29 protein-coding genes are annotated in these 22,503 nt (G+C 61.7%); 4 read left to right on the top strand and 25 right to left on the bottom strand.

Annotated features, from left to right (window positions below; all coding sequences use genetic code 11):
- Positions 1-6: 6 nt before the first annotated feature.
- Positions 7-702 carry a tRNA (N6-threonylcarbamoyladenosine(37)-N6)-methyltransferase TrmO gene (gene tsaA, locus AC58X1_RS16030; protein WP_188035544.1) on the top strand — a complete coding sequence of 232 codons (696 nt, stop codon included), beginning with the start codon at positions 7-9 and terminating at the stop codon, positions 700-702.
- A 75-nt stretch (positions 703-777) separates the two neighbouring features.
- On the opposite strand, the gene fpr is transcribed toward tsaA, so the two are convergent.
- Positions 778-1,557 (bottom strand): ferredoxin-NADP reductase, encoded by a 780-nt coding sequence (fpr, locus tag AC58X1_RS16025; protein ID WP_101317365.1) that lies wholly within the window; start codon positions 1,555-1,557, stop codon positions 778-780.
- Positions 1,558-1,678: 121 nt separating this feature from the next.
- Here fpr and finR point away from each other — a divergent pair, with 121 nt between their 5' ends.
- The gene (gene finR, locus AC58X1_RS16020; RefSeq protein ID WP_101317363.1) at positions 1,679-2,605 is read left to right on the top strand and encodes a LysR family transcriptional regulator FinR; all 927 of its coding nucleotides are present in this window, start codon (positions 1,679-1,681) and stop codon (positions 2,603-2,605) included.
- Here the strand turns inward: finR and AC58X1_RS16015 are convergent.
- The 3 genes from AC58X1_RS16015 to AC58X1_RS16005 form a co-directional block, all read right to left on the bottom strand.
- Positions 2,602-2,964, bottom strand: a complete 363-nt coding sequence (locus AC58X1_RS16015; protein WP_101317361.1) for a diacylglycerol kinase — start codon at positions 2,962-2,964, stop codon at positions 2,602-2,604. The two genes, finR and AC58X1_RS16015, sit on opposite strands and share 4 nt — an antisense overlap.
- A gap of 72 nt (positions 2,965-3,036) precedes the next feature.
- Complete coding sequence (gene erdR / locus AC58X1_RS16010) at positions 3,037-3,687, bottom strand: response regulator transcription factor ErdR (RefSeq protein ID WP_101317359.1); 651 nt, start codon at positions 3,685-3,687, stop codon at positions 3,037-3,039.
- A 76-nt stretch (positions 3,688-3,763) separates the two neighbouring features.
- The gene (locus AC58X1_RS16005) at positions 3,764-4,474 is read right to left on the bottom strand and encodes a tRNA-uridine aminocarboxypropyltransferase (RefSeq protein WP_497429146.1); all 711 of its coding nucleotides are present in this window, start codon (positions 4,472-4,474) and stop codon (positions 3,764-3,766) included.
- Positions 4,475-4,665: 191 nt separating this feature from the next.
- Here AC58X1_RS16005 and AC58X1_RS16000 point away from each other — a divergent pair, with 191 nt between their 5' ends.
- Entirely contained in the window at positions 4,666-5,085 is a 420-nt protein-coding gene (locus tag AC58X1_RS16000) for a quorum-sensing-regulated virulence factor family protein (protein ID WP_101317355.1), read from the top strand.
- A 19-nt stretch (positions 5,086-5,104) separates the two neighbouring features.
- Here the strand turns inward: AC58X1_RS16000 and AC58X1_RS15995 are convergent, their stop codons facing one another.
- Positions 5,105-5,293 carry a hypothetical protein gene (locus tag AC58X1_RS15995; protein ID WP_101317353.1) on the bottom strand — a complete coding sequence of 63 codons (189 nt, stop codon included), beginning with the start codon at positions 5,291-5,293 and terminating at the stop codon, positions 5,105-5,107.
- Positions 5,294-5,528: 235 nt separating this feature from the next.
- On the opposite strand from AC58X1_RS15995, the gene AC58X1_RS15990 reads away from it, so the two are divergent.
- Positions 5,529-6,647 carry an LOG family protein gene (locus tag AC58X1_RS15990; protein ID WP_150572006.1) on the top strand — a complete coding sequence of 373 codons (1,119 nt, stop codon included), beginning with the start codon at positions 5,529-5,531 and terminating at the stop codon, positions 6,645-6,647.
- A gap of 10 nt (positions 6,648-6,657) precedes the next feature.
- Here the strand turns inward: AC58X1_RS15990 and recX are convergent, their stop codons facing one another.
- The 20 genes from recX to AC58X1_RS15890 form a co-directional block, all read right to left on the bottom strand.
- On the bottom strand, positions 6,658-7,128 hold the full coding sequence (recX, locus tag AC58X1_RS15985; protein ID WP_312388499.1) for a recombination regulator RecX: 471 nt from the start codon (positions 7,126-7,128) through the stop codon (positions 6,658-6,660).
- 3 nt (positions 7,129-7,131) lie between these two features.
- Positions 7,132-8,193 (bottom strand): recombinase RecA, encoded by a 1,062-nt coding sequence (recA, locus tag AC58X1_RS15980; protein WP_101317346.1) that lies wholly within the window; start codon positions 8,191-8,193, stop codon positions 7,132-7,134.
- A 102-nt stretch (positions 8,194-8,295) separates the two neighbouring features.
- Positions 8,296-8,778 carry a CinA family protein gene (locus AC58X1_RS15975; protein WP_497429145.1) on the bottom strand — a complete coding sequence of 161 codons (483 nt, stop codon included), beginning with the start codon at positions 8,776-8,778 and terminating at the stop codon, positions 8,296-8,298.
- 59 nt (positions 8,779-8,837) lie between these two features.
- Positions 8,838-9,335 carry a lysis system i-spanin subunit Rz gene (locus AC58X1_RS15970; protein ID WP_497429144.1) on the bottom strand — a complete coding sequence of 166 codons (498 nt, stop codon included), beginning with the start codon at positions 9,333-9,335 and terminating at the stop codon, positions 8,838-8,840.
- A complete protein-coding gene (locus tag AC58X1_RS15965) occupies positions 9,332-9,880 on the bottom strand; it encodes a glycoside hydrolase family 19 protein (RefSeq protein ID WP_101317340.1) in 549 nt (182 codons plus the stop codon). Before AC58X1_RS15965 ends, AC58X1_RS15970 begins: the two co-directional genes overlap by 4 nt.
- Before the next feature lie 80 nt (positions 9,881-9,960).
- Complete coding sequence (locus tag AC58X1_RS15960; RefSeq protein WP_497429143.1) at positions 9,961-10,995, bottom strand: phage late control D family protein; 1,035 nt, start codon at positions 10,993-10,995, stop codon at positions 9,961-9,963.
- Between the two features lie 21 nt (positions 10,996-11,016).
- Positions 11,017-11,226: a tail protein X gene (locus AC58X1_RS15955; protein WP_497429142.1), complete on the bottom strand. Its 210-nt coding sequence runs from the start codon at positions 11,224-11,226 to the stop codon at positions 11,017-11,019.
- Entirely contained in the window at positions 11,201-12,046 is an 846-nt protein-coding gene (locus AC58X1_RS15950; RefSeq protein ID WP_101317334.1) for a phage tail protein, read from the bottom strand. Before AC58X1_RS15950 ends, AC58X1_RS15955 begins: the two co-directional genes overlap by 26 nt.
- A 9-nt stretch (positions 12,047-12,055) precedes the next feature.
- A complete protein-coding gene (locus AC58X1_RS15945; RefSeq protein ID WP_497429141.1) occupies positions 12,056-13,879 on the bottom strand; it encodes a hypothetical protein in 1,824 nt (607 codons plus the stop codon).
- Positions 13,880-14,004: 125 nt separating this feature from the next.
- Positions 14,005-14,307, bottom strand: a complete 303-nt coding sequence (locus AC58X1_RS15940; protein WP_497429140.1) for a phage tail assembly protein — start codon at positions 14,305-14,307, stop codon at positions 14,005-14,007.
- 10 nt (positions 14,308-14,317) lie between these two features.
- Positions 14,318-14,827 (bottom strand): phage major tail tube protein, encoded by a 510-nt coding sequence (locus tag AC58X1_RS15935; protein ID WP_101317328.1) that lies wholly within the window; start codon positions 14,825-14,827, stop codon positions 14,318-14,320.
- Positions 14,828-14,840: 13 nt separating this feature from the next.
- Positions 14,841-16,007: a phage tail sheath subtilisin-like domain-containing protein gene (locus AC58X1_RS15930; RefSeq protein ID WP_497429139.1), complete on the bottom strand. Its 1,167-nt coding sequence runs from the start codon at positions 16,005-16,007 to the stop codon at positions 14,841-14,843.
- 85 nt (positions 16,008-16,092) lie between these two features.
- The gene (locus AC58X1_RS15925; RefSeq protein ID WP_497429138.1) at positions 16,093-16,674 is read right to left on the bottom strand and encodes a hypothetical protein; all 582 of its coding nucleotides are present in this window, start codon (positions 16,672-16,674) and stop codon (positions 16,093-16,095) included.
- A gap of 8 nt (positions 16,675-16,682) precedes the next feature.
- Positions 16,683-18,956, bottom strand: coding sequence for a phage tail-collar fiber domain-containing protein (locus tag AC58X1_RS15920; protein ID WP_497429137.1), 2,274 nt, complete (start codon positions 18,954-18,956; stop codon positions 16,683-16,685).
- Entirely contained in the window at positions 18,949-19,557 is a 609-nt protein-coding gene (locus AC58X1_RS15915) for a phage tail protein I (RefSeq protein ID WP_497429136.1), read from the bottom strand. The genes AC58X1_RS15920 and AC58X1_RS15915 overlap by 8 nt, the downstream gene beginning before the upstream one ends.
- A gap of 1 nt (position 19,558) precedes the next feature.
- A complete protein-coding gene (locus AC58X1_RS15910) occupies positions 19,559-20,440 on the bottom strand; it encodes a baseplate assembly protein (RefSeq protein WP_497429135.1) in 882 nt (293 codons plus the stop codon).
- Complete coding sequence (locus AC58X1_RS15905) at positions 20,437-20,763, bottom strand: GPW/gp25 family protein (protein ID WP_497429134.1); 327 nt, start codon at positions 20,761-20,763, stop codon at positions 20,437-20,439. Before AC58X1_RS15905 ends, AC58X1_RS15910 begins: the two co-directional genes overlap by 4 nt.
- 100 nt (positions 20,764-20,863) lie before the next feature.
- Positions 20,864-21,424: a phage baseplate assembly protein V gene (locus AC58X1_RS15900; protein WP_259075403.1), complete on the bottom strand. Its 561-nt coding sequence runs from the start codon at positions 21,422-21,424 to the stop codon at positions 20,864-20,866.
- Positions 21,421-21,921, bottom strand: coding sequence for a hypothetical protein (locus tag AC58X1_RS15895; RefSeq protein ID WP_497429133.1), 501 nt, complete (start codon positions 21,919-21,921; stop codon positions 21,421-21,423). Before AC58X1_RS15895 ends, AC58X1_RS15900 begins: the two co-directional genes overlap by 4 nt.
- Positions 21,922-21,923: 2 nt before the next feature.
- Positions 21,924-22,271, bottom strand: coding sequence for a phage holin family protein (locus tag AC58X1_RS15890; protein WP_101317309.1), 348 nt, complete (start codon positions 22,269-22,271; stop codon positions 21,924-21,926).
- Positions 22,272-22,503 lie beyond the last annotated feature (232 nt).

Here is a 22,503-nt window from a genome sequence, read left to right as displayed (position 1 = left end):
GTGAGCATGCAGCATAGCGTTGCGCCGGTTGGCATTGTCCGCTCCTGCTTCAAGGAGAAGTTCGCCATCCCCCGCCAGCCTCAGCTGGCATTGGCGGCGCGGGGCGTGCTCGAGCTGTTGCCGCCGTTCGATCAGGGTGATGCGGTGGCAGGCCTGGAGCAGGTCAGCCATGTCTGGCTGCTGTTTCTGTTTCACCAGGCGCTGGAAGACAAGCCACGGCTCAAGGTCCGCCCTCCCCGCTTGGGCGGCAACAAGAGCATGGGCGTGTTCGCCACCCGCGCCACGCATCGGCCCAACGGTATCGGCCAGTCAGTGGTGCGCCTGGAAGGGGTAGAGCCTGGGCGCTTGTTGCTGTCCGGGATCGACCTGCTCGACGGCACGCCAGTGCTGGATATCAAGCCGTACGTGCCCTACGCAGATTGCGTCAGCGATGCGATCAACCTGATGGCCAGCGCGGCGCCTGCACCGATCAGCGTGGCCTGGGCTGACGCGGCCTTGCTGCAAGCCCGTGAGCACGCGCTGCGCCTGGGTGAGCCGCTGGTTGAGCTGATTGAGCAGTGTCTGGCCCAGGACCCGCGTCCGGCCTACCAGGTACCGCCACCGGAGCGCGTCTACGGGGTCAAGTTCTGGGATGTACAGGTACGCTGGCACTACCCGCAACTGGACCGGATCCAGGTGCTGGAAGTCACCCTCGACAGCTGACCGCAGGCGGCCACCGGGCAAATCTCAGGCATAAAAAAACGCAGACCTCGGTCTGCGTTTTTTGTCGCGCTCGCCTTACTTTTCGACGAAAGCGCGCTCGATCAGGTAGTCACCCGGCTCGCGCATCCGCGCCGAAACCTTCAGACCGAAGCTATCGAGCACTTCGCTGGTTTCGTCGAGCATGCTTGGGCTACCGCAGATCATCGCACGGTCGTCCTGCGGGTTGATCGGTGGCAGGCCAATGTCGCTGAACAGCTTGCCGCTACGCATCAGGTCGGTCAGGCGGCCTTCGTTTTCAAACGGCTCGCGGGTAACGGTTGGATAGTAGATCAGCTTGTCACGTACCGCCTCACCGAAGAACTCGTTCTGCGGCAGGTGCTCGGTGATGAACTCGCGGTAGGCGACTTCATTCACGTAGCGCACACCGTGAACCAGGATCACTTTTTCAAAGCGCTCGTAGGTTTCCGGGTCCTGAATGACGCTCATGAACGGCGCCAGGCCAGTGCCGGTGCTGAGCAGGTACAGGTGCTTGCCCGGGTTCAGGTCATCCAGTACCAGGGTGCCGGTAGGCTTTTTGCTGATGATGATCTCATCGCCTTCCTTGAGGTGCTGCAGCTGCGAGGTCAGCGGGCCATCCGGCACCTTGATGCTGAAGAACTCCAGATGCTCTTCCCAGTTCGGCGAGGCAATCGAATAGGCGCGCATGAGCGGACGGCCGGTTTCTTGCTGCAGACCGATCATCACGAACTGACCGTTCTCGAAGCGCAGGCCCGGATCGCGGGTGCACTTGAAGCTGAACAGGGTGTCATTCCAGTGGTGAACACTGAGGACACGTTCGTGGTTCATGTTGCTCATCTAAGGTGGCTCCTGAAGAAAGACGCAGCGCGGACCAAGCGCACAGTTACGCAATAGTTTAGGGGCAGCGACGATATCTGTTAAGTTGATTATCAAGATATGTCTTATCGGTTATATAGATATGCGTTTTACACTTCGTCAACTGCAGGTTTTTGTCGCGGTAGCCCAGCACCAGAGCGTGTCCAAAGCCGCCGGCGTACTGGCCTTATCGCAATCGGCGGCCAGTACTTCGGTGACCGAACTGGAGCGCCAGTCCAGCTGCCAGTTGTTCGACCGCGCCGGCAAACGCCTGAGCCTCAATGCACTGGGTCACCAATTGCTGCCCCAGGCAGTGGCCCTGCTCGACCAGGCCAAGGAAATCGAAGACCTGCTCAACGGCAAGTCCGGTTTCGGCTCGCTGTCGGTGGGGGCAACCCTGACCATCGGCAATTACTTGGCAACCTTGCTGATCGGCAGCTTCATGCAGATGCATCCGGAGAGCCAGGTCAAACTGCATGTACAGAACACTGCGCACATTGTGCAACAGGTTGCCCACTACGAAATTGATCTGGGTCTGATCGAAGGTGACTGCAACCACCCCGACCTTGAGGTGCAGCCGTGGGTCGAGGACGAGCTGGTGGTGTTCTGCGCACCGCAGCATCCACTGGCCAAGGCTGGCCGGGCAGACATTGCCACACTGTCCCAGGAGGCGTGGATCCTGCGCGAGCAGGGCTCGGGCACGCGGCTGACGTTCGATCAGGAAATGCGCCACCACCGCGCCAACCTGAACATCCGCCTTGAGCTTGAACACACCGAAGCGATCAAGCGCGCAGTCGAGTCGGGGCTGGGCATTGGCTGTATCTCGCGGCTGGCCCTGCGCGATGCATTTCGCCGTGGCAGCCTGGTCGCCGTGGAAACACCGGAGCTGGATCTGTCGCGGCAGTTCTACTTCATCTGGCACAAGCAGAAGTACCAGACCTCAGCCATGCGCGAGTTTCTTGAACTGTGCCGCAACTTCACCGCCGGTGTGCGTCGCAGCGACGAGATCGTCCTACCGCCGATTGCCTAGAGCAGGATCACGCCCCAGACCAGCGCCACCATCAACAGCGACACGAACTGGGCAGCGCTACCCATGTCCTTGGCGTTTTTCGACAGCGGGTGGCGGTCCAGCGAGATGCGGTCGATGGCCGCTTCGATCGCCGAATTGAACAGCTCGACGATCAGCCCGAGCATGCACACGGCAATCATGATGGCCCGCTCGGCGCGGCTGACCGGCAGCCAGAAGGCAGTTGGCACCAGCACCACATTGAGCAGCACCAGTTGGCGAAAGGCCGCTTCGCCTTTGAATGCTGCGCGCAGCCCATCCAGCGAATAGCCGGCGGCGTTGAAGATACGTTTAAGGCCGGTCTGGCCTTTGAATGGCGACATGGGTGTCACTTCACGAGAAAAAGGCCAGAAGGCTAGCCGGAGCCGGGTCAAAAAAGCGTGAAGCCGCAGGTTTTAATTGCTGGCAACTGATTCAAGCTGTTGCAGCAGCAGCGCGGCCTGGGTACGGGTACGCACGCCGAGCTTGCGGAAGATCGCCGTGACGTGGGCCTTGATGGTCGCCTCGGAGACGCTCAGCTCGTAGGCAATCTGCTTGTTCAGCAAACCTTCGCAAACCATGGTAAGCACCCTGAACTGCTGCGGCGTGAGGCTTGCCAGGCCTTCACTGGCGGCTTTGGCTTCGGCTGAAACATCGACTTTCTCGAATGCCTGTGGCGGCCACCACACCTCACCATCAAGAACTTTTTGCACGGCGTCCTGGATCTGCTCGAGGGTGCTCGACTTGGGAATGAAGCCACTGGCGCCAAACTCGCGCGACTTGACCACCACCGCCGCTTCTTCCTGGGCCGAGACCATCACTACCGGAATCTGCGGATACTGCCCGCGCAGCAGAACCAGGCCGGAGAAGCCATAAGCGCCTGGCATGTTCAGGTCGAGCAGGACCAGATCCCAGTCGGACTTGTCGCCGAGGTGGGTTTCCAGCTCGGCGATGCTCGCCACCTCGACCAGCCGCACGTCCGGGCCCAGGCCCAGCGTGACCGCCTGGCGCAAGGCGCTGCGAAACAGCGGGTGGTCATCAGCGATGAGGATTTCGTAAGTGGCCATCGATCAATCGATCCTGTTCTGTGCCGAGGCACGGTGCTCGTCATTATGAAGCAAACCCGGCCGGCTGCCCCTTGGACTATAGAAAGGTATGCAAGCGCTGATGCGGTTCATCCTGCAGGTCCAGCGGCAGATGCCGCTTGGCGCTCAGGTAATGCAAGCTGAACACGTCCAGATAGGCATCCAGTGCTTGCGCCGCACGCACGTCACCAGCCAGTTCCAGGCACATCGCCGCCACTTCGGCAGTGCAGAAGTGATCATCGCGCTTGGAGCGGCGCAGCCGGTAGCGCGACATCTGTTCGGCTTCCAGGCTGAGCACCGGGAAGCTGTCCAGATACGGGCTTTTACGGAACATCTTGCGCGCTTCGGTCCAGGTCGCGTCGAGCAGGATGAACAGCGGACGCTTGCCGGGCGGCAGGCTGACCTCATTGACCACCCGCTGCTCGGCGACGAACTCGCCGGGGAAGACGATGTAGGGTTGCCACTGCGGCTGTTCCAGCAGCGCCAACAAGGCGGGATCGACCGCCGTGCGCTGCCAGCCGAAGGCCGCGGTGTCTTCGATCAAATCAGCGATCAACCAACCGGTATTGGTCGGTTTCAATGGCTCGGTGTCATGCATCAGCAGGCACACGCCCGCTTCAGCCGTGACGGCAGGCTTCAGCGCACACAGGCAGTGACTGGCAATGACCCGACAGTGGGCGCAGCGCACCGCGCGCGAACCACGGGCTACAAAGGGTTTGACGCTACGGGCCAGGCGCTCGGCGCGCAGCCGCGCCACCGCATGGCTCACGAGGCCACACCGCAGGACAGATTAACGATGATCACTTCAACAACTCGGCACAAATCGAAGGCGCCAGTCTATCAGAGCAGCGCTGTTTTGCCGTGCAGCGCCTGCGCGCCTTATAATCAAGCACTCGGCGCCAACGGAACGCCAGCCGCAGGTGCCGGTCAAAGCGCCAGTCATTGAATCAGGAGAGATCCATGCTGCGTGTTATCGTCCCGACCTTGAGCCTGCTGCTCATGTTGCCCATCGCAGCCCAGGCCGCGTCCAAGCAAGAGTATGAGTTGACTCAGTTGTTGCAGAAGGTCGCCAAGGAAAGCAGCGTCGGCACCCCTCGCGCTATCAACGAAGACATCCTCGATCAGGGTTACACCGTTGAAGGTAAAGCGCTGATCAACCACCTGAGCGTACGCCAGGAGCATGCCGAGCGCATGCAGAGCAACCCGCAGCAGGTGCGCAGCCAGCTGGGCGACAGCGTTTGCCGCAACAATGGCTACCGTCAGTTGCTGTCCAAAGGCGCGGTGCTGGTTTACCGCTTCACGGTGTACAAGAGCAACAGTCCGGTCATGGACCAGGCCTTTGATGCTGCCAGCTGCACGGCCGGCAACAAGAAGAAGTGATCGTCTGCCGCTGACGGCCTCACTTGGCGCGCCGCTGCTCGTCTTCGGCGCGCAACTCTGCCAGCAACGCCTGCAGATACCTCGAGTGCCCTTCTGCGCCGCCCAACCGGCGCCGACACTCGACTTCCAGACTCCAGTGATGCGCGCGCGCAGCGTTTTCCAGCAGCCGGTATAGCTGTTGGTCGACTTCGATAACCAAACGATGCATCTGGCCACCTCCCGCGCCTGGCGCTGTGCTGCTGGTTGCAAGTGACTGCCCCGCACTTCAAGTGAACAGCATCGCACTGGCAGTGGCTCGCGTCCCGACCAGCGGACTGCTCCAGCACGATCACGCCACAACGTCTAAATTGTTATTCAGCCCTTGTGCCTTTTTGCCAAGCCCGGCCCATGCGCCGCCTGGTAGAAACCGGCACTGAAGGTCCTGCTGCACAAGGAGGAGTTGTATGCCCTACCAAGCCAACGAGCTTCTGTTGACCCACTTCAAGAACAGCGGCATCGATCTGAGCAACATCGACCTACAGCTACAACAGGTGGCTCCCAACAGCACCAACCTGCCGCTCTACCGCGACATGATGCTGACCGTGCTGCGCATGGCACAGGACGACAGCAACCGCTGGAACGCCAAGATCACCCTTCAGGCCCTGCGCGAACTCGACCACGCCTTTCGCACCCTCGAGCGCTACCGTGGTCGGCGCAAAGTCACCGTATTCGGCTCCGCGCGCACGCCGCTGGAGCACCCGATGTACGCCCTCGCCCGCGAACTGGGTGCCTGCCTGACGCGCAATGAGCTGATGGTGATCACTGGTGCCGGCGGCGGCATCATGGCCGCGGCACACGAGGGTGCCGGCACCGAGAACAGCCTGGGATTCAATATCACCCTGCCCTTCGAGCAACACGCCAATGCCACCGTCGATGGCACCGACAAACTGCTGCCGTTCCACTTCTTCTTCATCCGCAAGCTGTTCTTCGTCAAGGAAGCGGACGGCTTGGTGCTCTGCCCCGGCGGCTTCGGCACGCTCGATGAGGCACTGGAAGTCCTGACCCTGATCCAGACCGGCAAAAGCCCATTGGTGCCGGTAGTGCTGCTGGACTCTCCCGGAGGGACGTTCTGGCGAGATTGCCTGGCGTTTATCAGCCGGCAACTTGAAGAGAACCACTACATTCTGCCCCGTGACCTGAAGTTGGTGCGGCTGGTGCACAGCGCTGACGAGGCGGTGGAAGAGATCACCCAGTTCTACAACAACTACCACTCCAGCCGCTGGCTGAAGAATCAATTCGTCATTCGCATGCATCACCCGCTCAGCGAGGCCGCGCTGTTCGACGCCCAGGAGGCATTTGCCGATCTACGCCTGAGCGGCACATTCCAGCAGCAAGCCGATGCCAGCGCAGAACACGAAGTGGATAGCTTTGATCATCTGACCCGGCTCACCTTCGCCTTCACCGGGCGTGACCAGGGACGCTTGCGGGAGCTGATCGACTTTATCAACCTTAGCGAAAACTGGGCCAGGCCAGAGCCGATACAAACCACTCAACGAGCCCGCCAAGCGCTGAAGGCAAGCTGAATAGGGCGACTTAGTAGTCGTCCAGGTCTCGGCCGTTCAACAGGCGGCCGACCATGTCCATGGCAAAGCCACGGTAGACCAGAAAGCGGGTTTGCTGTGCGCGAGTGCGCGGATCATGAGGGAGCTGCCCGGCAAACTTGCGCTGCCAGACATCCTGCAACCGTGAAGCCCAGTTCACCCCGCTGTCACGCAGGGCCTGCTCGACATCAGTACGGTTGAGGCCACGCTGGGTCAGCTCTTCACGAATACGTGCAGGGCCATAACCGGCGCTGGAACGATAGGCAATGAAACTCTCGAGATAACGGGCTTCACTGAGTAAGCCGTCTTCGGTGAGCCGATCGAGCGCAGGCTCGATCAGGTCATCTGTAGCACCGCGCTGACGCAACTTGCGCGTCAGCTCCACGCGACCATGCTCGCGGCGCGCGAGCAGGTCCATGGCTGTCCGCCGAACCGCAACCGGGGTGTCGAGTACGGCGGGCATGGGTCAAGCTTCTGCGTCGGCGTCGGCACCCGCTGGCTCGGCAGCAGCGGCTGCTTTACCCGCTGCAGCAACAGCACCCAGGTTGAGCAGCTTGTCGCGGATCTGCTTCTCGAGGTCTGCACCAACGGCCGGGTTGTCTTGCAGGTACTTGGCGGCGTTGGCCTTGCCCTGACCGATCTTGTTACCCTGGTAAGCGTACCAGGCACCGGATTTCTCGATCATGCCGTGGGCAACGCCCAGGTCGATGATCTCGCCGTTACGGTAGATACCCTTGCCGTACAGAATCTGGAATTCGGCCTGACGGAACGGCGGCGAAACCTTGTTCTTGACGATCTTGACGCGGGTTTCGCTGCCGACCACTTCGTCGCCTTCCTTGACCGCGCCGGTACGGCGAATGTCCAGACGTACCGAAGCGTAGAACTTCAGCGCGTTACCACCGGTGGTGGTTTCCGGGCTGCCGAACATCACGCCGATCTTCATCCGGATCTGGTTGATGAAGATGACCAGGCAGTTGGCGTTCTTGATGTTGCCGGTGATCTTGCGCAGCGCCTGAGACATCAGACGTGCCTGCAGACCCACGTGCATGTCGCCCATTTCGCCTTCGATTTCAGCCTTGGGTACCAGCGCTGCCACGGAGTCGATGATGATCACGTCTACTGCGTTGGAACGCACCAGCATGTCGGTGATTTCCAGCGCTTGCTCGCCGGTGTCCGGCTGCGAGACCAGCAGGTCTTCGACGTTGACACCCAGCTTGCCGGCGTACTCTGGATCCAGCGCGTGCTCGGCATCGACGAAGGCGCAGGTGGCACCGGCTTTTTGCGCTTCAGCGATGACCGACAGGGTCAGCGTGGTTTTACCCGAAGACTCTGGGCCGTAGATTTCGACGATACGGCCTTTCGGCAGACCGCCAATGCCCAGCGCGATGTCCAGGCCCAGCGAGCCGGTGGAAATAGCAGGCATGCCCTGGCGATCCTGATCGCCCATGCGCATGACCGCGCCTTTACCGAATTGACGTTCGATTTGACCCAGGGCCGCAGCCAAGGCGCGCTTCTTGTTGTCGTCCATTGAAATCCTCACGTGATCGACTGGCCCTGACGGCCCGAATAACTGTATAAGTAGCCAGTATTATTCCACAGCAAGGCGCCTGAGCAAACCCCTGTTGGCAATTTACTCGGTGCCAAGCTGTAACAAGCCGTCTAGCGCGGCGATCACCGTTTGTCGGCGCACCGCTTCACGGTCGCCGGCAAAGTGCTTGCGCACACTGCTGACGCGGTCGCCATCAGCCCAGGCCAGCCAGACGGTGCCGACCGGTTTCTCTGCTGAACCGCCGCCTGGCCCGGCCACACCGCTGACGGCCACGGCAAAGCGCGCGCCACTGGCGGCTTGCGCGCCCCGCACCATGGCTTCGACAACCTCGCGGCTAACCGCGCCCACCTGCTCGAAGAACTGCGCTGGCACGCCCAACTGGCGAGTCTTCTGGCTGTTGGAATAGGTCACGTAGCCGGCCTCGAACCACGCCGAACTGCCGGCAACCCGCGTGATGGCCTCGGCGATGCCGCCACCGGTACAAGATTCGGCGGTGGTGACCTGCGCATTGAGCTGCTGCAGGTGCTCGCCCAGACTGCTTGAAAGAACGGTGATCGGGTCCATGGTCGGCTCCTGACGGGAATGCGCCCTACCCTATCACCCTGAGAGGGTCAGACAAGGGGTCAGCGTGTGAGTTCGCGGACGTAGTCCTGGCAGGCACGCAATGTGATCAATCCGCGGTCGCCGAAATCGGTGATGGCGATAATTCGTCGAGCATGCGCTGGCTCAAGTCGGGCGCGTACGGCGCCATGATCCACGCTGCCGGGGGCGCCGGCGGCGGGCACAGTGGCGCAAGCGCTGTCGCGCTCGACCAGGACCGACAACCGCAGATCAGCAGTGGCAAGCCGATCACGCAGGCGAGCCTGAATTTGTTGGGCATCGGAAAGCTCCTGAAAATATCGCGATTCGCTGGCCTGTAGACGCTGCTGCAGGTCGTGCTGTCGGGCGCGCTCGGCGAGCAGCTGATCGGCCAGTGCATCAGCCTGCTGACGCATCTGTTGGGCGTGGCGGGTAGCCTGGTCGGCCAACTGCCGACCGTAACGCCACCCCTGGACCTGCCAGGCCAGCAAAGCGGATGCAAGCATGAGCAGCAGGCAGAGCCCCAGCCAGCTGCGGCTCAACAGAGCACCTCGCGTGCTCGCGCCCACAGCGCCAGGCGATCGTCCAGGCCATTCAGGCCGCCATTGATAAGACGGGTGATGCGGTTGAACTCGCCGCGATCCGCCAGCGCGTTGAGCCCGCGTGAGTGCCAGAACCAAGCCGCCGACTCGCAGGCCCAGCGCGGTTGTTCGAGCAACTGCGGCTGCGCCAGCAAGCGCTCGTCGCCAAACAAGGCCCGGCTACAGGCCTGATAACTGTTGCGGCCGGTGATCTGAATCAGGCCGCGACCGCAGTACAGCTGGCCATCACCGTCAGCCTGCGGCGTATTACCCAGACGCCGCGCAAGGCTGCCGGTGTCGTAACGGGATAGGTAGCGATCGCCACCCAGCTCCTTCACATAGCGCAGTTGGCCGGATTCATGGCCGATCTGTGCGAGAAACGCCGCGATGCGCCTCGGATGATCGATTTGCCAACGCGGCAAAGCTTCGTTGAGCGCTGCGAGAAAGGTGCCGACCCGCTGGCCGGCGAGGGGAAATATCTGGCTGAGTTGGCCTTCGGTAAGCATGCTACACCTCCTTGTTAAACAAAAAAGCCCAGGACGAGGTCCTGGGCTTGAGCCGCAACGATGAGCCGCGCACACGTTGCTCAGACCTTGATAGCCGTGCCTCGCCGCGGCGCGACGCCCTTATTGTTGGATTTGCCCTCGCGGCCTCCATTGCAGTGCACCGTGGTCTGCCAACCGCTGTTGGTGAACAGCTGTTCAACCGAATCGATCAGGTACAGCCCGTCCAGCCCGGCGCAGAAGCCGCTGGTTTCGATGCTGCGCTCGGTAAACAGATCGGTTCGTCCGGCCATCTCCAGGCGCAGGCTGGCGGTGCCACGGTTGAAGCTGGCCAGCCGCGCCCTGGCGGCCTGTTCGGCAGCGGCGCGATTGGGGTAGACGTGGCGGTCGGTATGCACCGGCTGGTCGTCCGGCGACACCGCGCTGTTAGCCAGCTCGACCACCTGCAGCGCGCCGCTGGCAGGGTCCTGGTGACGGGTACGTACGGCCTTGTGGGTCTGCTGGTCATCCAGCCGAAACTGCCATTTACTGACCATGCTGCGGTCAAGCGTGACCACGCCAAGCGGCTTGCCGCTGGCGCTCTTGCCAGCTTGGCGAGGCAGCACCAACAACTGGCCGTTGGCAAGTTTGGCGGTGCAATCGTAGAGCCGCGCCAGACGCGTGATGAAGGCCAGATCAGACTCCGCGTACTGGTCGACCCGCGCGACCAGCACGGTCAGCGGGCACACCGCCTGCCAGCCGTTACGCGCAGCAATTTCACTGACGATCCGTTGCAGCGGCAGTGCTTCCCAACTGCCGCTGCGGGTGGTCTTGCCGCTGCCGCAAAGGTCGCTGGCCTTGCCGCGGATGACGAGGGTGTCAGGCGGGCCGGAAAGCTCGACTTCATCGACCGTAAAGCGTCCAAGCCGGGTCAGCGGTTGCCCGGCATAGCCGAGATGAACCTCGATCGAGGCGCCTCGGGAAGGTAATGCAAGTGCGCCGTCGCGGGCGTCGATACGCAGTTCGAAATCATCTGACTGCATGCCCGGCTTGTCGCTGGTGCGCAGCAGTAGCAGGCGCTGGTTGATCAGCGTGGTGATGTCGTTGCCGTCGGCAACGATACGAAACTTTGGTTGCATGGGGGTGGCTCCGAAGCAGGGTCAGTCCCACAACTGGACCGTTGTGCCGGCAGCGGCGTGCGGGAGGTCTGGCAAACTGATCAGCACCCCGCCGGCATACGGCTGAGTCTCATCTGCCAAGCCGTAGTTGGCCGCCAGGACTGCCTCGACGCTGCCGTTGAGGTGGCCGTAATAGTGCTGGCAGAGGCTGTCGAGCAGGTCCCCCTCAGACGTCATGCAGGTCTTGCCCATAGCTGATGAACTCCAGTGAGAAGGTTTGTTTACGCGGGATTCCGCCGGCCAGCAGGCTGCTCTGCTCTTCTTCAACGCTGGTCAGGCACCAGTTGCCAAGCACCTCGCCGTACCCGCTGATCAACGACAGCGGCAGCAATTGCCGACCAATGCTGCGCAGTGCCTGCAACTGGCCGAGCCCGCCTTTGAAGGTGGGGAAGATCGCCCCACGGATACTGATGGTCTCCTCGCCGAGGCCCACCGCCTGTTGCGCGCTGGCGCGGCTTAGGCGCTCCTGGCCCGCCCAGCGAAAGCGAGTCTGCCGCCGCAGTTGGTCGAACGCGGCGGTATCCAGGTTGAAGTAGTACGCCGCGGCGCCGGGCTTGAGCGGTTGCAACACGAGCAGGTGGGCAAACGGCTTGACCGCCTCCGCTGCCGGGGTGCTGTCGGGGGCGAAGCCCAGGGTCGAGAGTGCGCCGGTAACTGCCGCGCGCACGCCCCCCACCACCCGACGCACCGCGGCCCCGGCTTTGTCCACTTGCTCGGCGAAGGTGCCGAGGCGATCACGCACCTGGCGCACCACGCTGAGGGTCTGATCGTATTTGTCGATGACCTTGGCCACCTTGGCCTGGGCCGAGGTGATTGCGCGCAAGCTGCGTTGCAGGCGCGCACCGATCGCCGGCCCCACTACCGGCAGACCCTCCAGGCTGGCGACGGCGCCTTGTACATGGTCGATGGCCTGATCCATCGGCTCGAGCATGGCGTCGGCCCGCCGACGCCCCGCTTCGCCCGCCTTGACCAGCGCGTGCAGGCCAGCCTGCAGCTGTTCCTGATAGTTCATGAGTGGTCCTCAAATTGAAACGTGGGGTGTTTCAAACATCTGCACTGCGCGGGCCTGACGCATCAGCTCTTCCAGCTGACCACGGGCTATCGCCTCCAACTGGTGCAGCGTGCTGGGGTCATAGAGGCTGTTGTTGAAGGTGACCGGCATATTCGCGGTGAAGGTGAATTGCTGGTTGATAGTGGGGATGGGAGCTGCGGGCACGGTCTGCGAAGGGTTGGCCGGCAACGAGGGCTGCTTGGCACATTCAGCCAACGCTTGGCACGTGTCTTCAGGTGATGCTTCTGGGGCGGATTCGCGCTGGGCTGCAGACTGCTCAGTTGGAGGCGCTTCTGAGGTCACCAGCCTCGCCAGCCAACCGCCAATCTGCTCGCCACCCATGCTCCCCAAAACGCCGCCGACCAGCCCGCCGATAGCAGTGCCGATCACCGGCACCACCGAGCCGATTGCAGCGCCCGCGGCGGCACCAGCCAAGCCTCCGCTCAAGCCGCCCAGAGCGGTGCCATAGCCTTCGATCTTCTGATTAGTCGTGGCATCGCTGCTATAGGTTTCGGCGAGTTGAAGGGTGGTGTCCAGCAGTGTCAGGCCTGGAATTCCTTTCCAGGCTTTGCGTGGCTGGAGGAGGGGTGAGCTGGAGCCGACCTTGGCAGAGCCAGTCCGCAACAGATCTGGCTCAGCACTGGAAAAGCTTGCCGCTCCAGCCTGTATGTATGAAGGGGCCAATGAAGCGGCGGACCATCCATTGACTGGCGTCAGAGGGAAAACTGTCGCTGCCGCTGGATTGAATGACCGGCCTATACCGATAAATTCAACTGTCGATGACGGCGCATCCGATTCAATTCTCTTATCGCGTGTTTGTTGCTCCGGTTGCCCCGAACCTGCAGAGCTTGGCGCGGATCCCGCTTCACCTGCTTGCGCAACTGAGGACGCATTCGATGCGGTCGGCTTTGGCTCGTCCTGGAAAAAATCATGCAACTTGCCGCCTGCCAGCCCACCCAAGATGTCGCCGACGAAGCCGCCGATCACCGGCGCATAGCGTTGAAGGCGCTTGTTCTTGGAAAATGCGTTTGCGAGTGCTGTTGCGGTTAGCATCCCGCCTAATCCCCCCGCTGCCGCAGCAACCCCCTCGACCTTCTCCTTGCCATCCTCACCTGTGACCAATGCCTTGCCACCAGTGAGCGCAGCGCCAACCACGCCTGCGCCGAAAACGTCACTTACAGCCTTGAACGCCCGCAATCGTCCAAATGCAGAAGCTTGTTGGCTCACTTCATAGCCCGTGCGGGCAGAGATGATGGCACCTGCCGCAAGCGCTGCGAGCATCCCAGCCTTGTTATTTGCGCCTGCCGCAGGCGCCGCCTGGCTCCCGGCTTTTTCAGCATCCTCTCCCTTGAGCGTCACCAGAAGCTCCGCCCCCGCAGCGGAGCGCTGCTCTGGCACGGGTGAGGCACTCTTCTCAGGGGAATATTTCAAAGGCGCGCGCCACTGCGCTGGCTGATCCTGCCGCTTGACCCAGATCAGGCCGGATATCACCTGGTCCAGCCGGGTCAAGTTTTGATGCAGGCGACCCAGCTGATCGTTCACAGGCGCTAGCATCAGACGCTGTGCGCCTGGCCCCTGCAAATGATCCGGCTCGGTCGAATTGCCGATTAGATGCACCGGTTCAAGCACAGGCCGGACACCAGTCCATGCACCGAGAATCAGACCGAGCCGGGTGGTATTCATTTGCTTGCGTAACAGATCGATGCTGATGCGCAGCGCGTCAAGCGCAGCCCCCAACGGCGGGCTGAAGTTGACGCTGAGCCCCAGGTTGAATGGCCCTATTGTCTCTGCCATGGCTTACTCCTGCTCATTCCGAAAGCCACCAGACCATGTCGCTGTACGACATGGTCATGATTTCGCTCGCGGAAAAATTCAGCTCCTTGGCCAGCCGCTTGGCAGCGGCCTTGTGCCGGGCCGGGTCAAAGTTCGTCGTCCTGCACCAGGCGAAAATAGCCCGCCTGCAGACGGCTGTAGTCCTTCAGGGCCAGGCCTTCGAGGTCCTTGATACCGACCTCGGCCAGCGAGGCGAACAGGTTCAGCTCACGCTGTTCGTCATCATTGGCGCCACCCGCCTGGGCGTTGCGGATATCGCGCACGGTGGGTGCGCGCAACGTCAGGCTATCGACCTGGACGCCGTTGGCCTGGCTGGGCCGGGACAGCTGCACGCTGACGCGTTCAGCGCTCAGGGTCAGCCATTGCGGCAGTTTTTTCGCTTGAGCCATGGGCTTCTCCTTAAAGGCCGAGCGCAATGCGTTGCGCAGTCAGTTGATCGACACCATTGATCACACGCTTCATACCCAGCGCATCGATCTCGTAGACCAGTCGGCCATCGACTTCGAGCTTGTAGTAGGTCACGGCCACGCTGTGCTTGATTTCAGCTTTGTCACCGGACTTCCAGTCGCCCATATCGACTTCCTTGAGGGCGCCGCGCAGGGTCACTACCACCGGATTGATCTTGCCCTTGAGGCCTTTGAAGGCGCCGCGGAAGGTGCCGTTGAAGCCACTGCCATCGGCCAGGCCGAAGAACTTCAGGGCGTCGCGGCGCACGCCGGTGGTGGTGAACGCCGCCTCCTGTTTCTCCATGCCTTGGTCCATTTCGACCGGCATGTCCATGCCGCCTGGGCGGTGCTCTTCCATTTTCAGGGTGAGCTTGGGCAGGGTCAGGCTGGGTACATCGCCCTGGAAGCTGACGCCATCGACGAACAGGTTCAGGTTGGCCAGGGTTTCGGGAATCATTGCCATGTAAATGCGCTCCTTAAGCGACGGAATCGAGGACTTCGGTCAGCCACTGGTTGGTGACTTCAACGCGGAAGTTGGGGTTTTCAGCAGGTGGGACGTCGGTGAAGCGGATGTTCCAGTACACCTTGCCCTGCTCCAGCTGGCTGGCCGTGTTCAGCTCAGGGTCGGCAAACACCTCGAAGTTGATGATCGCGCCCTGGTTCTTCAGGTCGCGCATGAACGCCTGCAGGCCCTCGGTTACATCCTTGACGTAGGTCGCGGTAATGGCGCGATCGACCGCCCATTTGTGGCCATAGAGGATCGCGTCCATGACGATATCCATGGTCCGCACACGGGTGACGAAGGCCCACTTCGCGTCGGCCGACAAGGTGCGGTTGCCCCACAGGCGGAAGCCGTCATCGCGAATGATGGTGGCGATGTTGGCGTTGTTGAGCAGGTTTGCCCGGCAGGTCTCGTCACCGTCGAGGAACTCGATTGGGCGACCGGTGCCGGTGATACCGACGAACTCCTTGTTCGATGGCGAGGCCCAGAAGCCGTACTCCGCGTCGGTCCAGGCGAACAGCCCGGCCACATAGGCCGAGCCAGGCGCGTCGACCGTGGCGTTTTTGCTGGTGTCCCAGTACTGCACACCCGGATCGACCATATAGGCGCGCTTGGCGCCGAACTCGCCGGCGTAGGCGATGACCGCTTCATCGGTGGTGTTGGGGCCGTCGATGATGGCAATTGCGCGCAGTTTGTCAGCTAGCGCGACCAGGGCAGTAGCGACCGCCTGGGTCGCGCTGTGCTTGGGGGTGACCAGCAGGCGCGGCTGGGCGTTGAAGCGGCTTTTGCCGTCGAGAAGCGCCTGCAGGCCGGTCCGCTTGCCGTCCGCCAAGGTGCCGCCGATGATCGCCGAGGTCTGCTCGGCCGGGTCCTCGAGCTTGGCCACGCCGCAGGCGACAATCACCGCCTTGGCGCGGGTAAAGACGGCTTGGCAAGCCTTGGTGATCGCCGCGTCAGGGCCAAACGCGGCAAGCGCCTCGCGCTCGCTGGTGATCAGCATCAGGTCATTGGGCTGCGCGGTAAGCGCTGGCGCCGGGGTGAAGGTATCGACCAAACCAATGATCGAGGACGACGGCAAGGCAATGGTGCGCGCGCCGGTGTCGACGTTTGTTACGGTAACGCCGTGAAAGAAGCCAGACATAGACTCTCCAGATATGAGAAGGCCCCGCGTCAGCGAGGCCATTAGGGGTACAGCAGAAAAGAAAACGCCCCGTCGGTGCGGGGCGTTATTGGGATTGGTCGGCGATCCAGGACGGGGCAACCGGCCTGTGCTCGACAACGGGGAATTGGTCTGACTGAGGCCAGTCGCGCAGATCCTGCAGGTAGCCCAGCAGCTCGGCGAACTGGTCGGCTGACAGGGTGGTTTCGCGCTCAAGGTCCTGCTCGTCGCTATGACGGTCGCGCAGCCACTTGAAGCCATCAATCTGAGTGTTACGCCAATCGCGTTCGGCCAGGCTCAGTCGCTCGTGCTGCCGGCCTTCGTCCAGCGCCCAGTCAGTGCCCAACCACGTATAGTCGGGACCGGGGCAAGGTAAGTGGGTATAGCCCGCAGGCAGTTCGCCCAATTCGGCAAAGTTAAACTCGGCGCCGCTTGTCGTGCTGTAAACCACGCCGCGCAGATCCTTGACCAGCTCCCACTTGTCCCCGTTGCGGATAACCGTAAAGCCTGGCTCGGCCTGGGGTGGCGCATCGCTGTAGGCATGGGCAGGAACAAGCATGTTGTCGTGATCGAGCGGGTCAATGTCGGCTTGACCAGCCCCGAGGTACTCGCGAGTAAGCGGGTGTGCGTGATAGATCGTAAAGTCCATGTTGAGCCTCAATACTTGATGCAGTAGAGCAGCGCGATGTTTCGCATCCGGGTTTCACTCGCGATACGAACAGTGCCGTATCCAGTGAGGTCGACCGGCGCGGTAATCCGCCCTTTCAAGACCTCATTGCTGGCGCCGTTGTTATGGGCAAGCAATTCACCGGAACCGCCCGACATACCAATGCGCATAGCTGTATTTTGGTGGCCGTGGCCTTGCAAGGCGTCCAGCTGCACGGTGGCGAAAACCCGGCCAACGTCGATACCACGCCCGGCATCAAGACCTCGAATCACCTCAGCTCGCAGATCGGGAAGGTTGAATGTGGTTGAGCCGTTGCCTGCCCCGTACTGTGTGCCTATTCGGGAGAACAGCAACGGGTAAGCTGCCCGCGATACCGCTGCACCATTCGCGATCAGGAAGCCGGTGGGCGCCGCATTCATGGCGAAGGCAACCACAGCGCCGGCCATGTTGCTGGTGTTTTCAAGCCACTCAGTGACAGCGGCCTGATCAATCGACCGATGCCACTCCCGTCCCGTGGCATGCTCTCGCACGGTCTGCTGATAGACGCCCTGCCCCCACGCTTCATTCTGAACAATCGAACCCTGCGGATTCAAACCCGGCGGAGTATTCAAGGCTCCCATTCGCAGCCGGTAAATTGCGGACTTGTTGACCTTGGTGTTCAGATCGTTGCCTGGGTAGTCCAAGGCATAGCCGCCGTAGCCGATATCGGCCACCTCTAACTTTTGCGCGAGCGCATTGAGCACGGTTGTCGAGAAGCTCGGATCGTTGCCTAGGGCGGTCGCAAGTTCCTTGAGTGTATCCAGCGTTCCCGGCGCGGAATCTACCAAGGCGGCGATAGCAGCCTGAACGAATGCGGTATTTGCCAACTGCAACGTATTGGAACCCTTCACTGCAGTCTGACAAGTCGGGATCCCCGTAAACGCGGGGCTTTCCAGATTCGCCAGCTCGAACGGCTCCTGCCAGGTGCCATCGTTATTGCTCACCCGTCCCAAGATCCGCTTTTGGTAAGGATAGTTGGCAATTTCGAAGCCCCGGTTATTGGCATAGGTCATACGCTGCACGAATGCCATGATTGGGTAGGGACTGATATTGCTTGGGTAGTAATAGTTACCCGAATACAGGGTTGCAAGTTCATCGGTAGTGGCCGGTATCACACCGCCGTAGCTATGTCCCAGACCATACTGGCTACTGAATTGAGCCATCAGACGACGCGCCCAGTAGGTGTTAACCGCGCTGTAGTCGTTGGACTCAGGTACAACTGTGGGAACCCGTGGATTTCCGGTAAGGAACGGGCTGTCCAATGCAGCCTTGAGCGCAAGCGCGGCAGTAACCTCGGCTTTGGTGTACACGTCAGTCAGGCCATAGCCGGCGACCGTTGTCGGGCTAGTGGCCGCCGTGACGTGACCGTTCTTATCGACAGTAACACTGCGGTAAGTACCGGCAGCGACGCCGGTACGGCCAAACACCATCTCGAAGTTCAAGCCGGAAACGCCGAGGGAAATCAGCGCATCAGTGACCAACTGCCAAATGCTGTCGCTGTTGAGTGTCCCTTTCTCAACGTGGACCAAGAGCCCCGGCGTCACTTTGGCGCTGGTGTCCGCGTCTGCAGTTCGGACCCAGACCCCAGCAGCCACGCTATACAGCCCGTTGTCATTCGCCGCGGTCTGATTCTTGACCAACACACGGTTGCCGGGCAGCAACGCCACCCCGTCGACCGTCTGCAGGCCGCTAAGGGAGATGTTAGCCGTGGTGGCCACCGCCACCGAATGCTTGAAATCCTGCCTCGCCAACTCCTCGGTAACCCACTCCCGCGTGGCCAGAACCACGCTCGGATCGATCTTCAACTGGACGTTGCTGGCACTACTCACCACTAAGTTCATCCGCACCACTTGGGTACGACCCGAGCCTTGGCTTAGGAGCGGCTTGTAGGTCGGTGCACAATTGGCCACAGCGACCATATCGCCATCCGCATCGTATAGGGCAATTTCGCGAATCCAGCGCCCCCCCACCTCGGCGGGAATCACCTGCTCGGCGACGATAACCGCACTGTTCTTGTCATCTACCTTGAGTTGATTCAACGGCGCACGTCGCCACTCGTTGATCAGGCTGACCTGGGTAGCGTTTGGAGTTGGATCGTTGCCGTTGGCATCTCCCACCCCCATTTGAGTAATCTTCCAAGCGATGCCCAACGCATCGGCATTAGCCTGTTTCGCCGCGCCCACATTAGTGAGAATGGCGTAGAACTGAGAATTCTGATCAACCATGAGCAATGTCCAAGATATCAATTGAATGTTCGCGACCACCGCGACCGATGGTGCCGGTGACCGCAATGACCGATGAGGCGGGCGGATAGACATCCAGCTCGTCGCCGTCCTGAATGGCGCAGCTCAAGTGCAGCGCGCCGCGGCTTTCAAGACTTATCACCAGACCTGACAGGTGCCGGCTGATAGGCTTGGCATCATCAATCAGCGCCGACAACTCGGCATACGTCTGCTCACTGATGCCCGCATCTGAAACGCCAATCTTCAAAGCGAAGGTTCCCGGCACAGCAGCCGGCTTGGCCTGCCACCACTCCTCCACTTCAATCAGGTAGCCAAACGGCTCGACCACTCGCCGAAGTGCGCCAAGGGTGCCTTTGTGGGCATGTACGAAGAACGACGAGCGAATCACCGAGCGCTTGATCGCGTCGCTCCAACTGTCGTCCCAGCGGTCGACCGACCAGGCCCAGGCGAGTTGATAGAGAAGGTGCGGCGGGCAGTTATCGGGGCTGTAGAGCAGGCGCAAGTCGACCTTGAGGTCTTCATCGCCTGCGGCTTCGATGGCGCATTCCAGCGCGGTGCGGTTGAGCGGCAGCAGGCTGTCCATATCAGCCGCCCCGCTTCAGATCGAAGCCCGTGCACCACGCAGCCTGGGACTGGCTCGGGCGGATGTCGGCCCAGCCGCTGAGCTCAACCCGACTGACCCCGCCAATGTGCAGCTGTGCATCGATCCCGGAGCGTGCAACTTCGACGCCCAGGCGTCGACGCGGGTTGATCCAGGCTTGCAGCCGACGACGGCACTCAGCGAGCACCGCCTCCGACTCAGGGCCGCTGTCAGCGATGTAAAGGGTGGCATCAATGCGGTACGGCAAGACCTCGGCGCTACGCACGCTGACGCGGTCGGCTACCGGGCGAATGTCATCGTCATTGAGGTACGCGGCCACCTGGGCAAGCAACTGCGCATCTGCTACACCGTTGCCCTCCAGGCTCAACACAGTGACATCGACGACCGCAGGCGACGGGCTCTCGGCGGTTGCGTCAGCGACCAGCCCCGAGGCGTTGCGAGCGTGCAGGATGTAACTGTTGCGCGGCCCGGCAGTGGTGAGCCCCTCGTAGACCAACTGCACCCGCTCGCGCAGTGCCGCGTCAGACTCAAATAGTGCCTCGAGCGGCGGTACCTGAGTCCGGTCTTCAGCCTGGATGAGCAAACGCTGCAGGCTGACATTGGCCGCTAATTGGTCGAGGTCGCTGCCTTGAGAGTAAGCCAACAGCAGTGCCTTGGCCGCGTCGTTGATGCGTGCCCGGTTGAGCAACTTGCGGTAGGCCCCGACTTCCAGCAGCTTGCAGACCGGGTCACTTTCAAACTGTGCGGTCCAAGCGTCCCCCAGATGCGCGCGAAAGGTCTGCAGATCAGCCTGATACAAGGCCTCGTAATCGAGGTCTTCGAGCAACTGAGGTGCTGGCAACTGGGCCAGATCGACTTGGCTCATACCTGCACCTCGAGCATGGCTTCAGTGCCCAGGTAGCGGCCACGCAGGCTCATGCTGACCTGACCGCCGATTACCGCAATCACCTTGACGCGCTCCAATTTCAAACGCGGTTCCCAACGTCCCAGAGCACGGGCGACTTCAGCTTGGACGGCGCTTTTCCAACCTTCGTTGACCGGCAGGTCGACGTAGCGGCGCAGTTGGCTGCCGTATTCCGGGCGCATGCGGCGGCTGCCGAGGGGGGTAGAAAGGATGTCTTCAATCGATTGACGCAGGTGGGCGATGCCGGCCAACGGCTGGCCGGTGCGCCGGTCCATACCGATCATGGCGCACCTCCAGGCGAGGGCCGGACAGCAATGGTCGAGCCCCATGGGCAGGTTTGCATAGCAGTCTCCTGACAGAAAAAAACCCGCATCGGCGGGTCTGTTAATGTTTGTGATTGGCCGTGTTGCCGGCCGTGTCGATGATCTGGCCGCCACCATTGATGTCGCCGCTGACCACCAGCGGGCCCTTGATCGAGACGCTACCGGTGAGGGTGATCGCCGCTGCGTCAAGGCTGATGGCGCCGTCGCTGACCTGCAGCGTGCTGCCCCCGACCCGGATGCTGGCGTTGCCGGTCGGCAAGTGGATGTCGTAGCGCCGTGCTTGCCAGTCGTAGGCCAGTGAGCCGCCATCGGCGAAATGCCACACTTCAAGATGGTCACGGTTATCTGGTGGGCTCCCCGCATTGCCATACAGTCCCGGGAAGAACGTACCCTGGGCTGGCTCGCCGCTGGGACTCAACAGCACGCCCTGCTCGCCAATACTTGGCGCGCGCCAGTGGCGGGCCTGGCCTGCCGCCAGTGCATGCCAGCGCAACCAGGCGCTGCTCCAGCCGCTGCCATCCGAGACCCGTACCCGCGCAGCGGCAGGATCCACCGCCACTACGCGGCAAGGGATGACCAGGCAGGCCAACATGCGGTCGTGCATTGAACTTGAGTAACTCATGACAGATCCTGTGCAGGGAAGTAATTGCCCTCGTTGCCAGGGCCGGTTTCCGGGCTGATCCCCAGCATCAACTGCCCAGGCGGCTGGTCGGGCCAATCCCAGCGTGGCTCGCCGAGCAGCACCGGCTGGTCCCAGCGCACCGTCCAGCCACTACCGTCGAACTGAGCCTCGACATTGCGGCTCGCTTCGACGAAATCCAGCTCCCAGAACTGCTGGCGCAGCACGTCGATCAATTGCGCCGCCAGGAGGCTGCCTTGCAGGCGCGCCTCGGCCTGGGCGCTATCCGCGGCGGTAATGTCCGCCTCGAAACTGGCGAGCAGCACCGAGCGCCCATCGCGGGGGGCAGGGTCGGCCGTCATGCGCACCACGCCATGGCGCAGTGCAGGTAATGCCGTGCTATTTCCTACAGATGAATATGCATTGACTGACGCAAGTTCCGGGATCGCCTCACGAATGGTTGCGGTCACTGCCGCGTGTAAGGTTGTCAGTTCGCTCATGTTCAGGGCTCCTCTCGCACATCTGCCCGCGCGCCGTCGCGCAGCCCAAGCCGCTTGGCTGCCCAGCGCTCATAAAGGCCGATGGCAACATCGGCTCCCGCCATCGCCGTCAGGCAGCCAAAGGCGCTGGCGCTCCAGATCGACATGCCGCTGGCGTACAGCAGCATCACCGTCGACACGCCACAGATCATGCATGCCCCGGAACGCAGCGCCAGCCGGCGCACCAGCGACCAGCCTTTTGCTCCAGCCTTGTCGGCCCGCCACATTTCGCCGGAAACACCGCCCAGCAACGCCAGGACGATTACCAGCCAGAGCGGCATTTCCAGTAACGCTTGTTGCTCGTTCGTCACTGCCCTGTCTCCTGTGTGATGCCCGCCGACGACTGTCGACAGGTCGGTTTACGCTTAAACTCGGCATTCCAAAAAGCCCGCCATCGCCGGCTTTTCAGTAATGCGTGGTCAACCGCAGGCCACTACTGGTGACACCTGCGGTCATGTCCAAAACTGTTAACTCCGACCGCGGCCGCCTGCCCGCCGGAAAACTGTTCGTGGTGCTTTACGCTGCACACCCGGGCCAGTTGCC

The organism is Pseudomonas sp. PGPR N4, from assembly GCF_059693665.1.
This window is presented reverse-complemented; position numbering and strand designations above follow the sequence as displayed.